Origin of the sequence: Lactobacillus sp. Sy-1 (assembly GCF_019303535.1) — a bacterium.
Lineage (GTDB): Bacteria > Bacillota > Bacilli > Lactobacillales > Lactobacillaceae > Nicoliella.
Window position 1 is genome coordinate 1159440 of sequence record NZ_JACCIU010000001.1, and the last position, 15835, is coordinate 1175274.

Here is a 15835-nt window from a genome sequence, read left to right on the forward strand (position 1 = left end):
ACTAAATTCCTCCTAAATCGTGTTTCTTTGCTTCTTTTCGTTCTTCAATCTTATGCTCATGATTAAGAACTAACTTTGCACTTATAAAAGCTTTGTCAGAAACAACGTGAGCGTCATGGAGATGGTCGAGTTCTAAGGCCATTACTTCAATGTCCCACAGTCGTTTCCCAACATAAACGTAAATTCCAAATTTTTTTAGTAATTGTTGAACATCATACAACGTTTTCATTGTCCCACATCCTAAAGTAAAATGCACTAAATAATTTAGTACTTTCCAACATGTCCGATATAGAATAAGGCCAGTGCGATGATCACTAGTGTAATTGTAGCCAAGATCTGCTTAGGTAATGAAATAAAGCGCTTTCTTGGTAACCCAACAAAATAGGCGGATAGGAACCCACCTACTAAGCCACCGATGTGCCCTGCAATGTCGATATTGGTTGAGAAGAGGTCAAACCCTAAGTTCAAGAGGATGAAGAACACAAATGTCTTCGTCATCTGCTTTACGTAGGGATTTTCCCAAAAGACCTCACCAATCATCAAAAATGCGCCGAATAATCCGAAGATTGCGGTACTGGCACCGGCTGAAAGCCCATCATTAAACGCAAAACTAGCTAAATTGCCAACAATTCCTGAGATAAAGAAAATTAATCCAAACCGGAGATGTCCGAACAGGGCTTCTAATTGAGTCCCCATATAGTATAACGTAATTCCGTTAAATAGAATATGGGTAATACTCAAGTGGATGAATAACGGTGTCACTAGCCGCCAAATTTGGCCGTCAACAATCAATGGATTGTATTTGGCACCAAAGCGAACCAGATTAGCAACGTCAGACGTCCCGCCGAATAAACTCATGATGACAAACACCACGACCATGATGGTCAATAAGGTATAGGTCACGAAAGGCTTCGAATCAATCTGAACCACTTTATTTTTCAAAAATGCACCCCATTAGCTAATGATTGTTTGTACCTTTATATCATAACGGTCAACGTCCCAATTCGGCTGATCAAAAAGCTGTGCGGGCAATGCTAAGCTAACCGTAGCGCCCTGATAGTCAGCTAGGTAGCGGTCGTAAAAACCACCACCAAATCCCAATCGATCATGGGTCTGACTAGCAAACGCTAGCCCAGGCACGATTATTAGGTCAATTAAGGCCTTTGCAAGCCCGCTTCCATTTGCTGGTTCCATGATGCCAAACCGCGTCTTAAACAACTGCGTTTGGTCATCATAGGTAACGAATTCCATCTGAAAGCCGGGCAGCGTTCGTGGAATCACAATGCGCTTTCCCTCACTTAATGCCTGGCGAATGATGGGATTAGTATCCAACTCAATGGCTGAACTTAAAGTCACTGCCACCGTCTTAGCTGACTGCCAATCAGGATGTGCAAATAACTGCTGATATAAATTATGATCCACATGCTGTGTTTGTTTTAAAGCATCAATAATTTGATTTCTAAGTGCTTTTTTATTCATTATAATTATCCTAGATAATAAAAAAGGTTTGGGTTAAACCCCCAAGCCTTATTTTGTTTCACGGTGTAAAGTAACTTTACGGTCACGTGGACAATACTTCTTTAGTTCTAGACGATCGGGGTTGTTCCGACGGTTCTTGCTAGATAAGTAGTTACGTTCGTGACATTCAGTACATTCTAAGGTAATGTGTACGCGCATTATTATCCCCCCAAACATTAATTAGTTTTTTAATTGAGCTTAATAGCTATTGACTAAACCATTCTATCATTTTTTGAGCAACTTTGCTAGTAATTTAAGAAAGAATGTTAAGGAAAATTACTTAACAGCTAATTCGAATTACTAAGCGTTGAAGTCGATTGAACGTACTTCCAGTAGGCAGCATAGATTTCCTTTGCCAAGTTGGTGTTGTTATCTTCAGCATCAGTTGGCAAGTTTGGAATTGCTAATGCCACTACCACCTGCGGATCTGATGATGGAGCGTATGAACCTAAACTAAGCGTAACCGTTTCGGTCCCATGCTTTCCACCATAGTAAGTTTGTGCAGTCCCCGTCTTTGCTGAAACCGATGGCTTAATCGTATTCAAGTTAATCCCGGTTTTGTACTGGTTCGTTCCGTGAACCACGTCATAGAAACCGTCGGTAACGACTTTCTTTTGGGCTTGGGTCATATTAATTTCATTCAACACGTTTGGTTCAAATGAATATTTAACCCGTCCCAACTTACCGTTAGCAGTTGTGCCCCGAATTGATTGCACGATGTGTGGTTGAAGCCGATACCCACCATTAGCAATCGTTGAAATGTATTGAGCCACTTGCAGGGTGGTGTAGGCATCGTAGTTCCCGAAGGAAAGGTCCAAGGCATGTCCGATATTAGCATAGCCACCAAGCCCTTGAATCCCAGCTGATTCCCCAGGAATGTCAACACCGGTCTTAACCCCTAATCCAAATTGGTTAAAGTACCCACGCATAATGTTGAAGACGTCTGGATTCATGGTCAACGGACCCCCTTCGACGTACTTAAACTTCCCTTCCTTCATTGCCAATTGCATCATGTAGGAGTTAGATGAAACTTCAAGGGCAGTCGAGGCATCGATGTTCATATTGGCTTCCCCATTCTTATTGAACCAGGAAGTCTTTTTGGTTCCTCCGGTAATGATTGGTTTTTCAGTTAGGACGTTATTGGTTGGGGTGATGACCCCATCCATTAAGGCCCCGGAAACAGTGGCACCCTTAACAACGGACCCCATAACGATCGAATTATTAATGGCCCCTAATTCATTGGAAGTAACCTTTCCGGTCTTTGGATTCCGGTTCACTCCAGCCATCCCGATAATCGCACCCGTATGGGGATTCATAACCACTGCATATGCTCCGGTAGAATCACCGACGCTCCCGCTGACTGAGTCCCGCACTAAGCTTTGGAGTTTATTTTGGAACTTATCGTTAATTGTCAACTGGAGGTTATCACCCTTTTGCCCACCGTACTTCTTAATTTCCTTAGCAACACTGGTTCCGCGAGTTACTTCCACTTGAGTCTGCGCCTTAGTTCCCTTTAGGGTTGGTTCGTAAAGTTGTTCCAAGTAACTTTGGCCCACACTATCATTTCGGGAGTACCCTTGTGCTAGTAGCTCGTTCAAGCGGTCGCTAGGGAGCCCAATTTTTTCTGAAGAAACGGTCCCAATGATACTTTGGATTGCATTCCCCTGTGGGTATTCCCGTGACCAACTCGTCCCAATTTGAATCCCCGGCATCTCTGAAAGATGTTCACCGACTTGGGCCACTTCTCGATTACTTACGTTTGTGGTCTTAATGTAGGTTGTGGAAAGTTGATAAGCCCCGTTCATCTTAGTATAGATGGTGGCCGGATTCTTCATCCCATTATTTAAGTCAACGTTTTTGAGAACATAATCAACCTCTTTTTCGGTCAAATTATCGCTCGTGTAGTTCCCATTTAACTTCTTCTTGATGTTTTCAGCATTGGTAGGACTAGCAATGTAGTAATTAGCCATTTGCCGTTTGGTCAAGGTGTCCGTCGGAACCGTGATGTATTGACTCAGTTCATTTGCAATTTCATACATCTTAGCTGGTAACACGTTAATTCCCTTGGTGTATGTAATCGCTCGGTGCGTGCTATTGCCGACCAATAACTTCCCGGTCGAATCATAAATCATTCCCCGTTGAACGTTATCAGTCTTAATCGTCGTATCAGAGCGATTCACTTCAGCCTTATATTGATTTCCGTCAATCACTTGTAAGTAAGCTAACTTAGCAATTAACGCTGCAAATAAGATTCCCACGATTACGAATATAAAATTCAATCGAAATGAAATCTTAGATCCGCCATTGTTTTTCTGGCGGCTAAAAAGGCGCTTAAAAAAATTATCCAAAATAATTAAATCCCCTTACACATTTCATAATTATTCCTATAATGATATTTTATTTACTTCTGAATGAATGTACAATAAAATTATTGCTTTTTTAACTTATTTTATATTTGAGGTGCGAAAATTAATGAAACGTTTTTTTAAATTAAACTGGTTCCTATGGCTCAGTTTTTTAATTCCATTTATTATTATGGCATGTTACTTCGCTTATCGCAACATGGCACCGTTCGGTAGCCAAAGCATTCTAACGGTGGACATGGGTCAACAATACGTCGACTTTTTTGCTTATTTTAAACATGCATTGACTAGCGACCCCAGTAGTATCCTATACTCCTTTTCCAAGGCCCTCGGTGGTGAAATGGTCGGACTATGGGCTTACTACCTTACCAGTCCGATTAATTTAATTCTACTCTGCTTCCCACTGAAAAGCCTTGCTAGTGGTATCCTAGTTGTAACCCTCCTCAAGTACGGATTGGCAGGGCTGAGCATGGGCTACCTGCTTACCAAGCGATCCCGGACGCCAAAAGCCCTCATTCCAGTCTGGGCAACGGTGTATGCCTTAAATGGCTGGATCATCGCTAACCAATTGAACTTAATCTGGTTGGATGCAATGATAATGCTGCCGTTAATCGTATTGGGAATCGAACGCTTAGTTGATGACCAACGCTGGCAGACATACTTGTTTAGTTTAGCAGCAATGCTGATGATTAACTACTATATGGCCTACATGATTTGCATTTTTTCAGTTGGTTACTTTGCTTATTACGTAGTCACTAGGTGGCAATCACCAAAGTGGTTTTTAACGACTGGGATTCGCTACGCCCTAAGCTCGATTGTTGCTGGGGGGCTAGCAGCCTTTATCTTATTACCCACCTTTGCTGCACTATTGGTTAGTAAGGCAACCTACACAGTGACCAAGGTTAAGTGGCAATTTGAATACGCCCCGTTCAAAATGCTTGCCAAGTTTTTTAATGGGGCCTTTAACTTCGATCAAATGCCAAATGGGACCCCGAACGTGTTCGTCGGTAGCCTTGCCATTATCTGCTTTATTGCATTTTTCTTCATTGGTAAGTTTCCAATTCGTCAACGCATTGCGGCGTTTTTACTAACCGCCTTTTTAGTGGTTTCAATGATGTTAAAACCACTGGATCTCTTCTGGCATGCAATGCAATTTCCAATTTGGTATCCATACCGGTTTTCATTCATCTTTTGTTTCTGGTTAATTTGGGTTGGTTGCCAGGCCTTAAACCAGTTCGATTTCCTTCATGAATGGGCCAAGGCGGTCGTAATTGCAATCATTGCGGCCGGAATCCTATCCGTAACGCTGAACTTCAAACGATTCACTAACTTCTTGACCGTCGAGAACGTTTCAATCGGTATTATTCTGATGATTGCAGCCATCCTCCTCTTATTCTGGGTCCGGCACAATAGCTACTTTACGGTGGCCATCTTAATCCTAACCTGCGGTGAAATGGGATATAACGTATTTAGTTCGTTAAATAACATCTCATACGTTACCAACCCTAACTACGTTGACTACACCACCAATTTGAAGCAACCCGTCGACCGAATTAAAGCTGCCGATTCATCATTTTATCGCATTGGGAAGACGTTCTATCGGACTAAGGATGATCCGTTTCAAGCCAGTTATAACGGTGGTGATCACTTCTCATCGACCTTTGAAACCGCTACGCCTCAATTCATGGAAAACATTGGCCAACCAGATGGGGATGGCTTCACCGAATATTCGAACGGAACCATGTTGACCGACTCGTTCTTAGATATGAAGTACTGGTTAAACGCAAATAACCCCGATTCAAGTCAGTACTTAGAACCGCTAACTACTAAACCGGACTTGAACCGTTACTCGTTGCTAGGCGAACGCAATCACGTCCAGACCTACCAAAATCCATTCACTCTGCCGGTCATCTTTAGCAGTAGTAACCAGGTCTTTAACAAGAATTTGGCAAATGATCCGACCCGTTACCAATCCAATATCTTTAACGATCTAATTGGACGTAACAGTAACAACCGCTTATTCACCGCAATCAACTTTGATAGCTCAACCTTTAAAAACGTTCCACGGCAATCAAATTTGACCGGTGCGTTCCTACAGAAGAAGAACCTGCTCAAGCCGGCCAATATGATGTTGACGTTTACCCCTAAGACCAATGATTCTTACTACCTCACGCTAGGTAATTCGATCAACCTTGGTAGTTCCCAGGACAGTCAAAACGTCAAGCTTTACCGCAACGGCCTGCTACTGAATCAGTACCCCACCTATCGGAATACAGTGGTGGTTAACGTAGCCTCCAAGGATAAGGGCAAACCAATTACAATTAACGTTGAATTAACTAAGTCTAGCCTCCTGTTGCAAAATTTCACCCTCTATCAGTTTAATAACCATGACTTTGAGACGCACGTGAAGCAGTTGCAAAAACAAGCTGCCACCATTAAGAGCCACAGTAGCAATTCGTTTAAGGGTTCGATTACCATTAATAAGCAATCCCAAGCCCTAACGACCACGATTCCATATTCAAAGGGATGGCATCTAATGATCAACGGCAAATCCCATCCAATTAAGAAGTGGTCGAACATGTTTATCGGGGCTAATTTAAAACCCGGTCGATATGATTTTGAACTCTATTACTGGCCACCACTGCTAACCCCCGGATTGATTATTACCGGTGGTTCCATTGGCTTAATTGGCTTTCTTTACGGACTCAACCGCAAACGAAAACAAAATTAATTCACATTCATTACCAACTAAAAAATCCGCACTCAGCAACATTAACTGGGTGCGGATTTTTGAGTTTAATTAATTATTCAACCTTGGTGATCTTAACGATCATGTCACCAGCTGGAATCTTAATGGTCACCACGTCGTTGACCTTGTTGCCAAGGAGGCCCTTGGCGATTGGTGAGTCGTTTGAAATCTTACCTTCCATTGGATCTGCTTCAGCAGCCCCCACGATTTGATAAGTTTCTGGTTCACCATCGGGTTGTTCTTCGAAGGTAACCTTCTTTCCAACGTTGACTAAGTCGGAATCGGTAGCAGCGTTATCAACCACTTCAGCATACTGTAGCATGTGCTCAATGGTTGAAATTCGACCCTCTAGCATACTTTGTTCATTCTTAGCGGATTCATATTCAGAGTTTTCAGAAAGGTCCCCGTAGCTTCGGGCAATCTTAATTCTTTCAATAATCTTAGGCCGTTCATTTAAGCGAAGGTTGTCTAATTCCTTTTCTAGGTTGACTTTTCCTTCGGCAGTCATTGGAAATTTTTCATCTGCTGGCATTTAAATCATCCTTTCAAATTTTAAATTGATGTATCAATGTTATTTTCAACCCGGTGATCACCGTGTTGAATTAAAATTGATTTAATCTTAGTGGTCAGGAGGTCAATTGCGACTTCATTCTTTCCACCTTCTGGAATGATAATGTCTGCATTCCGCTTCGTGGGTTCAATGAATTCGTGGTACATTGGCCGAACTGTATCGAGGTATTGTTGAATTACTTCGTCAACGGTTCTCCCCCGCTCTTGAGTATCACGCCGAATTCTTCTGATTAGTCTGATATCATCATCAGTATCCACGAACACCTTGATGTCCATTAGGTCGCGCAGCCGCTTATCATCTAAGACCAGGATTCCCTCTAGAATAATTACATCCATTGGATCTTGGTGCACCGTCTCGGAACTACGCGTTAGGTGGGTGTAATCATAGACTGGCTTTTCAATTGGCTTATAATCCAATAGTTGATTGATTTGTTCAATCAAAAGGTCAGTATCAAAAGCTAATGGGTGGTCGTAATTGGTCAATTCCCGTTGAGCCATCGTCTTATGCGATTGATCCTTGTAGTAAGCATCCTGTTGGAGAATCATTAGTGAATTACCAAGTAAGTGGTTAAAAATTGCCCGACTAACCGTCGTCTTACCACTTCCGGAACCACCAGTTACCCCAATTACAACCGGCCGTTTTCTTTTTTCTGTCATAATTATAAATCTCCCCTAGTCATCTTGCTTCGTGGTGTCTTTAGTAATGCTCTTTAGCGAACTAATCTTATTTTGTGAATAAAAAACACGCTTGTTACTCATGTCATTTAGGTAGTACAAATAACCCTTCGATTGTTCCTTTGGGTTTAAAGCCGCTAGGATAAATTCTAAACTAGGGTTATTAACCGGCCCCGGACCAAATCCTAAATTGGTCGAAAGATTATAAGCTGATTTTACCTGATAGTCCTTTTTAGTTAACTTATGCACGTAGTCATTAGATGCGTACGCAACCGCAACTGCAGAATTAAGTGGTAATCCAGCGTTGAGTTTATTATATAAAACTCCTGCAATAATTGCACCGTTTTTGGTATTAACATTTTCGCCCTCAATCAATGATGCGATTGTTAATAGCTCTTGGACGGTAAGATTTTTCTTTTTAATTTGCTTATAGTATGGCTTTAATTCATCGTTGGTCTTATCCACCATCTGTTCAACTAACTGCTTTAAATTCTTGGTCCCATTCGCACTGTAAGTGGCCGGGTATAAATACCCCTCCAGTTGGTAGCGAACAGACTTGCTCTTTGTTTCCGATTTTAACAACTGCGGATAACGTTTAGCAAGGGTTTTAACGAAGTCTTTATCATTCATTAAACTTAAGAATTCATTGCGCGTGTAGTTAGTCCGTTGGGCAACGGTATCTGCAATTGTTGAGATATTATCACCCTCCCTGATCACGACCTTTCCCCGTAGGGCCCGAATTGATTCAGCTGCTCCACCCTGTTTAAGGAGTTTCGCAATCTTATTCAAACTCATTGATGGTGAAAATTCGTAGTAACCAGAGCGGAAATTATTGATGTTATGGGCCTTAACATAGTAGTTAAAGACAATTCCACTCTTCACAATTCCCTGGTCTTGTAAAATCGAACCAATCTTTTTATCGGACGCTCCCATTGGGATGTTCACCTCAGTGGTTTGGTGGTCCTTGGGGTTCAACGGTTTTAAAGATGTCTTAATGTAGTTGTGCCCCAAAAATAAAATAAAGATAAACAAAATGATTAAAATCGAGATGATCCAAAGGATAATCTTTTTGCCAAACTTTGCAGAAGCTTGAGTGTCCTGTTTGGAACCAGAATGATGATCACTCAATTGCCTCGCCCCCCAGTCTTTAGCACCTGTCGATTCTTATTAGCGAATGGTAACGTTAAATTCATCTTGTAATGCCTTGGTAACCTTTTCAAAAGCTTTATTAACGTCATCATCCACCATTGTATCATGCTTGTTTTGATAGGTGAGTGAATAAGCAACTGATTTTTTCCCCGCTGGAATGCCCTTTCCTTCGAAAATATCAAAAAGGTGCACATTGGTTAAGAACGCTCCACCACGCTTCTTAATTACTTCAACAATTTGGTGGTTCGTAACGGTCTTATCAACTAGCATTGCAATGTCTCGACTGACTGAAGGATACTTCGAGATCACCTTAGCTTGTTGATCTTGTTTTGGCATGTCAATTAGTTTTTGAAGGTCAAATTCAAACCCGTATGTTGGCTTGATTTTGTATTGCTTAGCTATGTTCGGGTGGATTTGCCCCACGAAACCAACTAAGTGGCCGTGAACGTAAACGTTAGCAGTCCGGCCCGGATGCATGTCAGGATATTGATCGGTAGCTTGATATTCAACATCCCCAGCCACGTTCAACTCTGCTAATAGGAGGTCGGCAATTCCCTTCACCTGGTAGAAATCAGGTTCGGTTGCCCGGTGATCCCACGCATCAGCAGTTAGTGAACCGGTAATGGTTCCAGCAACGTGTTCCACTTCAGTTGGCCGAACTTGATCATCAGCATCCTTGTAGAAAACCCGGCCCTGTTCGTACAACGCAACGTTATTCACACTTCGTGCTTGGTTGTAAGCAACGTCGGTTAATAACCCGCTCAATAGGTTCATTCTTAAAGTGGTGTGGTCGCTACTCATTGGGAAACTAAGTTCGGTTGCTACGCTATCGCGCATCATAAACGATGCTGCCTTGTCAGCTGACGTCAGTGAATAAGAGATCGCATGGGTTAGCCCGGCCCCTTCTAAAACGGCGCGCGTCTTTCTGATCAAGGATTGCTTTTCAGTTAACCGCCCAACGGTGGTCCGACTCAATGGAAGCGTACTTGGGATGTTATCATATCCATAAATCCGTGCCACTTCTTCGAAGAGATCGGCTGGAATATGAATATCCCAACGTCTAACCGGAACCGTAACCGTATAGTCGCCGTTAAATTCAGCTACCTTAAAGCCGAGGCGTTCGAAAATAGAACTAATTTCATCAGTAGTGAGACTGGTTCCTAAAACTTGGTTGATCCGTGAAGCAGAAGTCCTTACCACTGTTGGTTCCAGATGATCGTCACTAGCAGTCACAATCTCGGATTGGACTTCTGCATTGCCATCCTTTGCAATGATTTCAGCGGCTGCGTCCAACGCTTCACGAACACTAGCATGGTCAACGCCCCGTTCAAACCGTTGAGAGGCGTCAGTGTGAATTAAGTGGCGTTGAGCGGTCTTTCTTACCTTGACAGAGTCAAAGGTAGCACTTTCCAATACGATGGTCGTCGTATCATTCGTCACCTGGCTGTCAAAACCGCCCATTACCCCGGCTAATGCAACCGGCTTATCAGCATCAGCAACCACAATATCATCAGCAACTAATTCATTGTCGTTTTCGTTCAACGTCTTTAGTTGTTCACCGGCCTTAGCCTGTCTTACCACGAGTTGATGGCCGGATAGCTTATCGTAGTCGTATGCATGCATTGGTTGGCCGTACTTCAACATGATGTAATTAGTGGCATCCACCACGTTATTGATAGGCTTGATACCAGCATTCCAAAGCCGAATTTGTAACCAAAGAGGGCTGCTTTGCACCTTAACGTTTGTTAACACCCGCACGTTAAAGTTAGGTGCGATTTGATCATCAACGGTAGCGTTAATGAGTTCACTGGTTCGCTTAGTACCGTTTTCAGTTAAGTCCGGATGGTCTAGATTTAATGGCAGGTCATAAATGGCCGCCAATTCGTGGGCCGTCCCATACATGCTGAGCATGTCCCCACGGTTAGGGGTAACGTCTAGGTCGATCAATTCATCGTCCATCCCAATGTATGAGTAAACATCATCACCCACCTTAGCATCATCCGGGAGGAAGTAGATGCCATTTGACCATTCCTTTGGAACCACATTCTTGTCGATTCCAATTTCATCGAGTCCACAGAGCATCCCATTGGACACAACGCCACGCATCTTGCTGCGCTTGATTTTTTCATTGTTGGCAATTCGGGCCCCGTGTTCAGCAACGATCACCTTCTTGCCCACCGCAACGTTAGGCGCCCCACAGACGATTTGAGCCGGTTCATCTTCACCAATGTCAACTTGGCAAACATGCAAATGATCTGAATCAGGATGGTTTTCCATTGAAAGGATTTTACCAACCACGATTTTTTTGAGTCCAGCATCTGGTCTCACAACTCCGTCCACTTCAACGGCAGTTCTTTCGATTTTTTCTGCTAACTGGTCTACTGGGACACTTAAGTCCAAGTATTCCTTTAGCCATTTATAAGAAACAAGCATTATTGAACCCTCCTTAGTTAAATTGAGATAGGAACCGAACGTCGTTCAAGTAGAAGTCCCGAATATCAGTTACTCCATACTTAAGCATTGCTAATCGATCTGGTCCTAATCCGAATGCAAATCCAGTGTATTTTTCAGGGTCAACGCCGGCATTTCTCAATACGTTCGGGTGAATCATTCCAGCCCCTAAGACTTCGATCCAGCCGCTCCCTTTACATACGTTACAACCCTTGCCCATACAGTTAAAACAGGTAATGTCAGCTTCAACCGATGGTTCGGTGAATGGGAAGTAACTTGGCCGAAGCCGAACGTTGAACTTTTGGCCGAATAGTTCGTGGGTCAATAGCTCCAAGGTTCCCTTTAGATCACTCATGGTGATGTTTTCGGCCACCACCATTCCTTCTACTTGGTGGAATTGATGTGAGTGGGTCTGATCATCAGTATCCCGTCTGTATACGACCCCCGGTGAAATCATCTTAAGGGGGCCTTGGCTAAAGTCGTGCTTTTCTAACGTTCGGGCCTGCATTGGTGAGGTCTGAGTCCGCATTAAGATTTCATCGGTAATATAGAAAGTGTCTTGCATATCACGAGCGGGATGGTTCTTAGGTAGGTTCATCATTTCGAAGTTGTACTTGTCCTCTTCAACTTCTGGACCGCTCAATACCTCGTAACCCATTCCTAAGAAGAGGTCGGTAATTTCATCAATAATGGATTGGATAACGTGAGGGTGACCCTTAGCAACCGGCGTTCCTGGTAGGGTAACGTCAATTTTTTCAGCCGCTAGTTGTTTGTTTAACTTTTTAGCTTCCAATTCACTGATTTTAGCATCCAATGCCGTTTGAATGTCATCTCTGATCTTATTTGCGTAACTGCCGACCTTAGGCCGTTCGTCAACTGAAAGATCCTTGATTCCCCGCAGAGCCTTGGTAATTGGCCCCTTTTTACCTAATAACTTTACTTTAATATTTTCTCTAATTGTTTTGATGTCGGTTGCATTCTGAATGGCTTTTAGGCCATCGTCATGAATTCGACTTAATTCATCTTTTAAACTCATCGTTTTCCTCCTTCAGTCCACAAAAAAAGCTCCATCCCTAAAAAGGGACGAAGCTGCGCGGTACCACCCTACTTTAGCTGGACACCCAAGTCCAACTACTCTCAAAGTCAATAACGGTGACCGCCGGATATTTTTTGTTATTTAAAACGCCCAATACCTGTTCAGAAAATGAATTCGGCCAACCTATTGATTACTCTCAGCATTTGTAACCTCTCTGCATGGCGGTTAACCTACTACTTTTTCATCGTAACATATCTAATTTGATATTAACCTATTAAGCTCAATTAATCAAGCTTATTCTTAAGCAAACCACTTATCAGCCCAAGTATGAACTGAATTCATGATTGGTGCTAATTCAGCACCCTTGGTAGTTAATTCATACTGAATTAATGATGAGTCTGGAAATGTATTTCTAATAATGATGCCCTCGGCTTCTAATTCCTTAAGTCGCTCGACTAGGACCCGATCACTACAGTGGTTAACCGCCTTCGAAAGATTCTTAAATCTGAGGGGCCCCTCATTCAGTAGTGTTTCGATAATCAACCCGTTCCACTTCTTACCTAAAATTGAAAATGTTTTTTCAAACTTAGGACATAGATGAAAATCAGGAGCACATTGCTCGTCTTTTAGTACGTCCATTGGATATCCCTCCCCTGTCATAAAGTAAGTTAATATAATATTCATTCTATCGATATTTCAGATTTTTTCAAACATTTGCTTTATCTTTTGTCGAAAAGGTAATAAAAACTCATGAATTGCAGCATAATCGTCCACTAACGAAACAATCACGCTCTCCCGATACTTTGGCCGTGCCAATGTGAATCCCCACATATGCTTTAGGATAATGTCGCGTTCCATTGGCGATAGTTCTGTGATTTTTTCCGCATTCTTTAACGCCACTCGCGGATGAATAAAGGCATGGGAGCCCAAGTTGAACTTGGTTACCCGCCAGTCATAAAAGAAAAAATCATGTAATAGGCCCGCTCGAGCAATAGAACGATAATTCAAGTGAAGTTTCTTTGCGATCCAATAGCTAACGTAAGATACGTAAATCGAATGGTTAAGGCGCGTGGAGTGGTGGTGTTGGACGATCGTCGCCATCTTCTTAACTAGCGGTTGTTCTAGTAGATCCGAAACAATCGCGACGTACTCTGAATCTTGTTTCCAGTTAGATGCATCCACGAAAAACCCCTCCTATTTTTGTAGGTGAAACATCACAATGCTAGCGGCAATTGCTACGTTCAAGGATTCGGCATTTCCCTTCATTGGAATGAAGAGGTTAGCATCGGTCATCGCAAGTAGCGTTGCTTGCATCCCATTGCCCTCGTTGCCCATAATTAATGCAAAATCGGATTGAGGAGCAACCTGATCCAATGAAACCGCAGCTGGGTTCAACTCAGTCCCATAAACTGGGAATCCTTGTTCGTGGTATTCATTGACCCAGCCTACTAGGTCGGCTTCAGCAATCTGGATGTGAAACTGACTGCCCTGCATTGCCCGGGAAACCTTCGGCGAGTACTGACTAGCAGTTCCCCGCCCAAAAACAACCCCACTTAGCCCCATTGCATCAGCCGTTCTAACCATCGTCCCGATGTTTCCAGGGTCTTGAATCTGATCCAATAGTAACCAACCACCGCGAGCATAGTTAGCGGCGGTCTGCTTAGGATCAGTAATTTCAACGATCGCAAAGATGCCCTGGGGCGTCTTGGTGTCACCAATGTGCTTGGCAACCTCATCACTGACCAAAACGCATTCGTACTGGTCAACGAATGCATCCCCATCCGAATCTAAGCGCTCCTGGGTGGTAATGATTGTCATAATCGGTTGGTCGTAGTGAATGGCCTCGGATACTAAGTGCCAGCCCTCTAATATGAACTGGCCTGCCTTTTCACGGCCGTGTTTCGTTTTTAATTTGGTCCAGGCTTTGACCTGGCGATTTTGGTTCGATGTAATTTTTTCCATGATTTTTGCTCCTATATAATCCGTAATTAATATTCTAACATACTTATTGTGATATACTTTTATTGTTAACTAATTTTTAAGTAAGAGGTAATTAAATGAAACCAACTTTAGAACTAATCGTTTCTGGAACCGTCCAGGGAGTCGGCTTCAGATGGGCCACTAAGCAAGTCGCAGAGCACTTAGGCATTAATGGGAGTGTCGAAAACCTACCCGATGGGACCGTTAGGGTCTTAGCCCAGGGTGAACACCACCAATTAGATAAATTCGTAGATCAAATTCGCAAGGCGCCAAGCAGTGCCGCCGAAGTGACCGACCTTAGCCTGCGTTTCGTTAAGCACGAGGCTTTTCACCAATTCACCACGATTTAATTTGCAAATCGGTGGGGATTAATTTACGATGTTTTAAGCAAATGAATTTAAAGGATTAGGAAGGATTTTAGATTTAAATGAAAAAGTTAAAACGACTCGGTGCGCTAGCAATGACTGGCTCACTAGTTTTATTGTTAAGTGGTTGTGTGCAGACCGATAAAAACGGAAAGCCATACGGGTGGTATTACGATCTCTTTGGTAAGACCGGTGAAAGCATTCTGAACTTCATCGCTAAGTTCGTTGGCGGATATGGGTGGGCCCTAATCGTATTGACCGTCTTGGTTCGATTAGTCCTCCTTCCATTGATGGTCAACCAGATGCGTAAGTCCACCACCCAACAGGAAAAAATGAGCCTGTTGAAACCCCAGATGGATGAAATTAAAAAGCATCAAAAGAATGCCAAAACCCAAGAGGAACAGGTGGCCGCTAGTCAGGCCATGATGTCACTCTACCGGGAAAATGGTGTTAGCATGACCGGTGGAATTGGGTGTTTACCAATGTTAATCCAACTCCCCGTCTTTGCCGCCCTATACGAGGCAATCCGGTTCTCCCCTGAGCTATCCAAAACGATTTTCTTTGGAATTAAGTTAGGCGATAAGAATATTGCCCTCGCAATTCTATCGTTCGTGGCGTATGTAATTCAAGCCCTGCTTTCCAGAAATGGGTTGCCCAAGGAACAGCAAAAGCAGATGCAGATGATGCTGTTCATCAGTCCAATCTTCATTCTGCTAATTGCATTCCAGGCTCCCGCTGGACTGGGCATTTACTTCTTTATCGGGGGGATTTTTGCATGTATCCAAACGTTCATCATTAATCTCTATCGGCCTAAGATTCGAAAAGAAGTCGCAGAAGCCGCTAAGAAAAATCCACCTAAGAAGGTTGATTTAACTAGTATCGCAAGTGCCAGTCCTAAACCAGCTGCTGATGTTAAAGAATCAACAGTAACGAAAAAGAACCGTAATCGCAATGCCGGAAAACAAAATCGAAAATAACT

At 43.0% G+C, this 15835-nt stretch carries 16 protein-coding genes; 3 read left to right on the forward strand and 13 right to left on the reverse strand.

Annotated elements, in window-relative coordinates; genetic code table 11:
* Position 1: 1 nt before the first annotated feature.
* From HZL42_RS04775 to HZL42_RS04795, 5 genes are all read right to left on the reverse strand, one after another.
* The gene (locus HZL42_RS04775) at positions 2 to 229 is read right to left on the reverse strand and encodes a YqgQ family protein (protein ID WP_219054529.1); all 228 of its coding nucleotides are present in this window, start codon (positions 227 to 229) and stop codon (positions 2 to 4) included.
* A gap of 35 nt (positions 230 to 264) precedes the next feature.
* Positions 265 to 879 carry a rhomboid family intramembrane serine protease gene (locus tag HZL42_RS04780; protein ID WP_219282861.1) on the reverse strand — a complete coding sequence of 205 codons (615 nt, stop codon included), beginning with the start codon at positions 877 to 879 and terminating at the stop codon, positions 265 to 267.
* A 75-nt stretch (positions 880 to 954) separates the two neighbouring features.
* Positions 955 to 1479, reverse strand: a complete 525-nt coding sequence (locus HZL42_RS04785; protein ID WP_219054530.1) for a 5-formyltetrahydrofolate cyclo-ligase — start codon at positions 1477 to 1479, stop codon at positions 955 to 957.
* Positions 1480 to 1527: 48 nt separating this feature from the next.
* A complete protein-coding gene (rpmG, locus tag HZL42_RS04790) occupies positions 1528 to 1677 on the reverse strand; it encodes a 50S ribosomal protein L33 (protein WP_219054531.1) in 150 nt (49 codons plus the stop codon).
* A gap of 128 nt (positions 1678 to 1805) precedes the next feature.
* Entirely contained in the window at positions 1806 to 3866 is a 2061-nt protein-coding gene (locus tag HZL42_RS04795; protein ID WP_219054532.1) for a penicillin-binding protein 2, read from the reverse strand.
* Between the two features lie 124 nt (positions 3867 to 3990).
* On the opposite strand from HZL42_RS04795, the gene HZL42_RS04800 reads away from it, so the two are divergent.
* Entirely contained in the window at positions 3991 to 6612 is a 2622-nt protein-coding gene (locus HZL42_RS04800; protein ID WP_219054533.1) for a YfhO family protein, read from the forward strand.
* A gap of 73 nt (positions 6613 to 6685) precedes the next feature.
* Here the strand turns inward: HZL42_RS04800 and greA are convergent, their stop codons facing one another.
* From greA to HZL42_RS04840, 8 genes are all read right to left on the reverse strand, one after another.
* Complete coding sequence (gene greA / locus HZL42_RS04805; RefSeq protein WP_219054534.1) at positions 6686 to 7162, reverse strand: transcription elongation factor GreA; 477 nt, start codon at positions 7160 to 7162, stop codon at positions 6686 to 6688.
* A gap of 20 nt (positions 7163 to 7182) precedes the next feature.
* Positions 7183 to 7857 (reverse strand): uridine kinase, encoded by a 675-nt coding sequence (gene udk / locus HZL42_RS04810; RefSeq protein ID WP_219054535.1) that lies wholly within the window; start codon positions 7855 to 7857, stop codon positions 7183 to 7185.
* A gap of 15 nt (positions 7858 to 7872) precedes the next feature.
* The gene (gene mltG, locus HZL42_RS04815) at positions 7873 to 9003 is read right to left on the reverse strand and encodes an endolytic transglycosylase MltG (protein WP_219054536.1); all 1131 of its coding nucleotides are present in this window, start codon (positions 9001 to 9003) and stop codon (positions 7873 to 7875) included.
* A gap of 39 nt (positions 9004 to 9042) precedes the next feature.
* The gene (pheT, locus tag HZL42_RS04820; RefSeq protein ID WP_219054537.1) at positions 9043 to 11457 is read right to left on the reverse strand and encodes a phenylalanine--tRNA ligase subunit beta; all 2415 of its coding nucleotides are present in this window, start codon (positions 11455 to 11457) and stop codon (positions 9043 to 9045) included.
* Between the two features lie 13 nt (positions 11458 to 11470).
* Entirely contained in the window at positions 11471 to 12511 is a 1041-nt protein-coding gene (pheS, locus tag HZL42_RS04825; RefSeq protein WP_219054538.1) for a phenylalanine--tRNA ligase subunit alpha, read from the reverse strand.
* A 300-nt stretch (positions 12512 to 12811) separates the two neighbouring features.
* Entirely contained in the window at positions 12812 to 13150 is a 339-nt protein-coding gene (locus HZL42_RS04830; RefSeq protein ID WP_219054539.1) for a helix-turn-helix domain-containing protein, read from the reverse strand.
* Between the two features lie 57 nt (positions 13151 to 13207).
* Positions 13208 to 13693, reverse strand: a complete 486-nt coding sequence (locus HZL42_RS04835) for an HD domain-containing protein (RefSeq protein ID WP_219054540.1) — start codon at positions 13691 to 13693, stop codon at positions 13208 to 13210.
* A 12-nt stretch (positions 13694 to 13705) separates the two neighbouring features.
* Positions 13706 to 14473 (reverse strand): RNA methyltransferase, encoded by a 768-nt coding sequence (locus HZL42_RS04840; protein ID WP_219054541.1) that lies wholly within the window; start codon positions 14471 to 14473, stop codon positions 13706 to 13708.
* A 95-nt stretch (positions 14474 to 14568) separates the two neighbouring features.
* Here HZL42_RS04840 and HZL42_RS04845 point away from each other — a divergent pair, with 95 nt between their 5' ends.
* Complete coding sequence (locus HZL42_RS04845; protein ID WP_219054542.1) at positions 14569 to 14841, forward strand: acylphosphatase; 273 nt, start codon at positions 14569 to 14571, stop codon at positions 14839 to 14841.
* A gap of 77 nt (positions 14842 to 14918) precedes the next feature.
* Positions 14919 to 15833 (forward strand): membrane protein insertase YidC, encoded by a 915-nt coding sequence (gene yidC / locus HZL42_RS04850; RefSeq protein WP_219054543.1) that lies wholly within the window; start codon positions 14919 to 14921, stop codon positions 15831 to 15833.
* Positions 15834 to 15835: the final 2 nt, after the last annotated feature.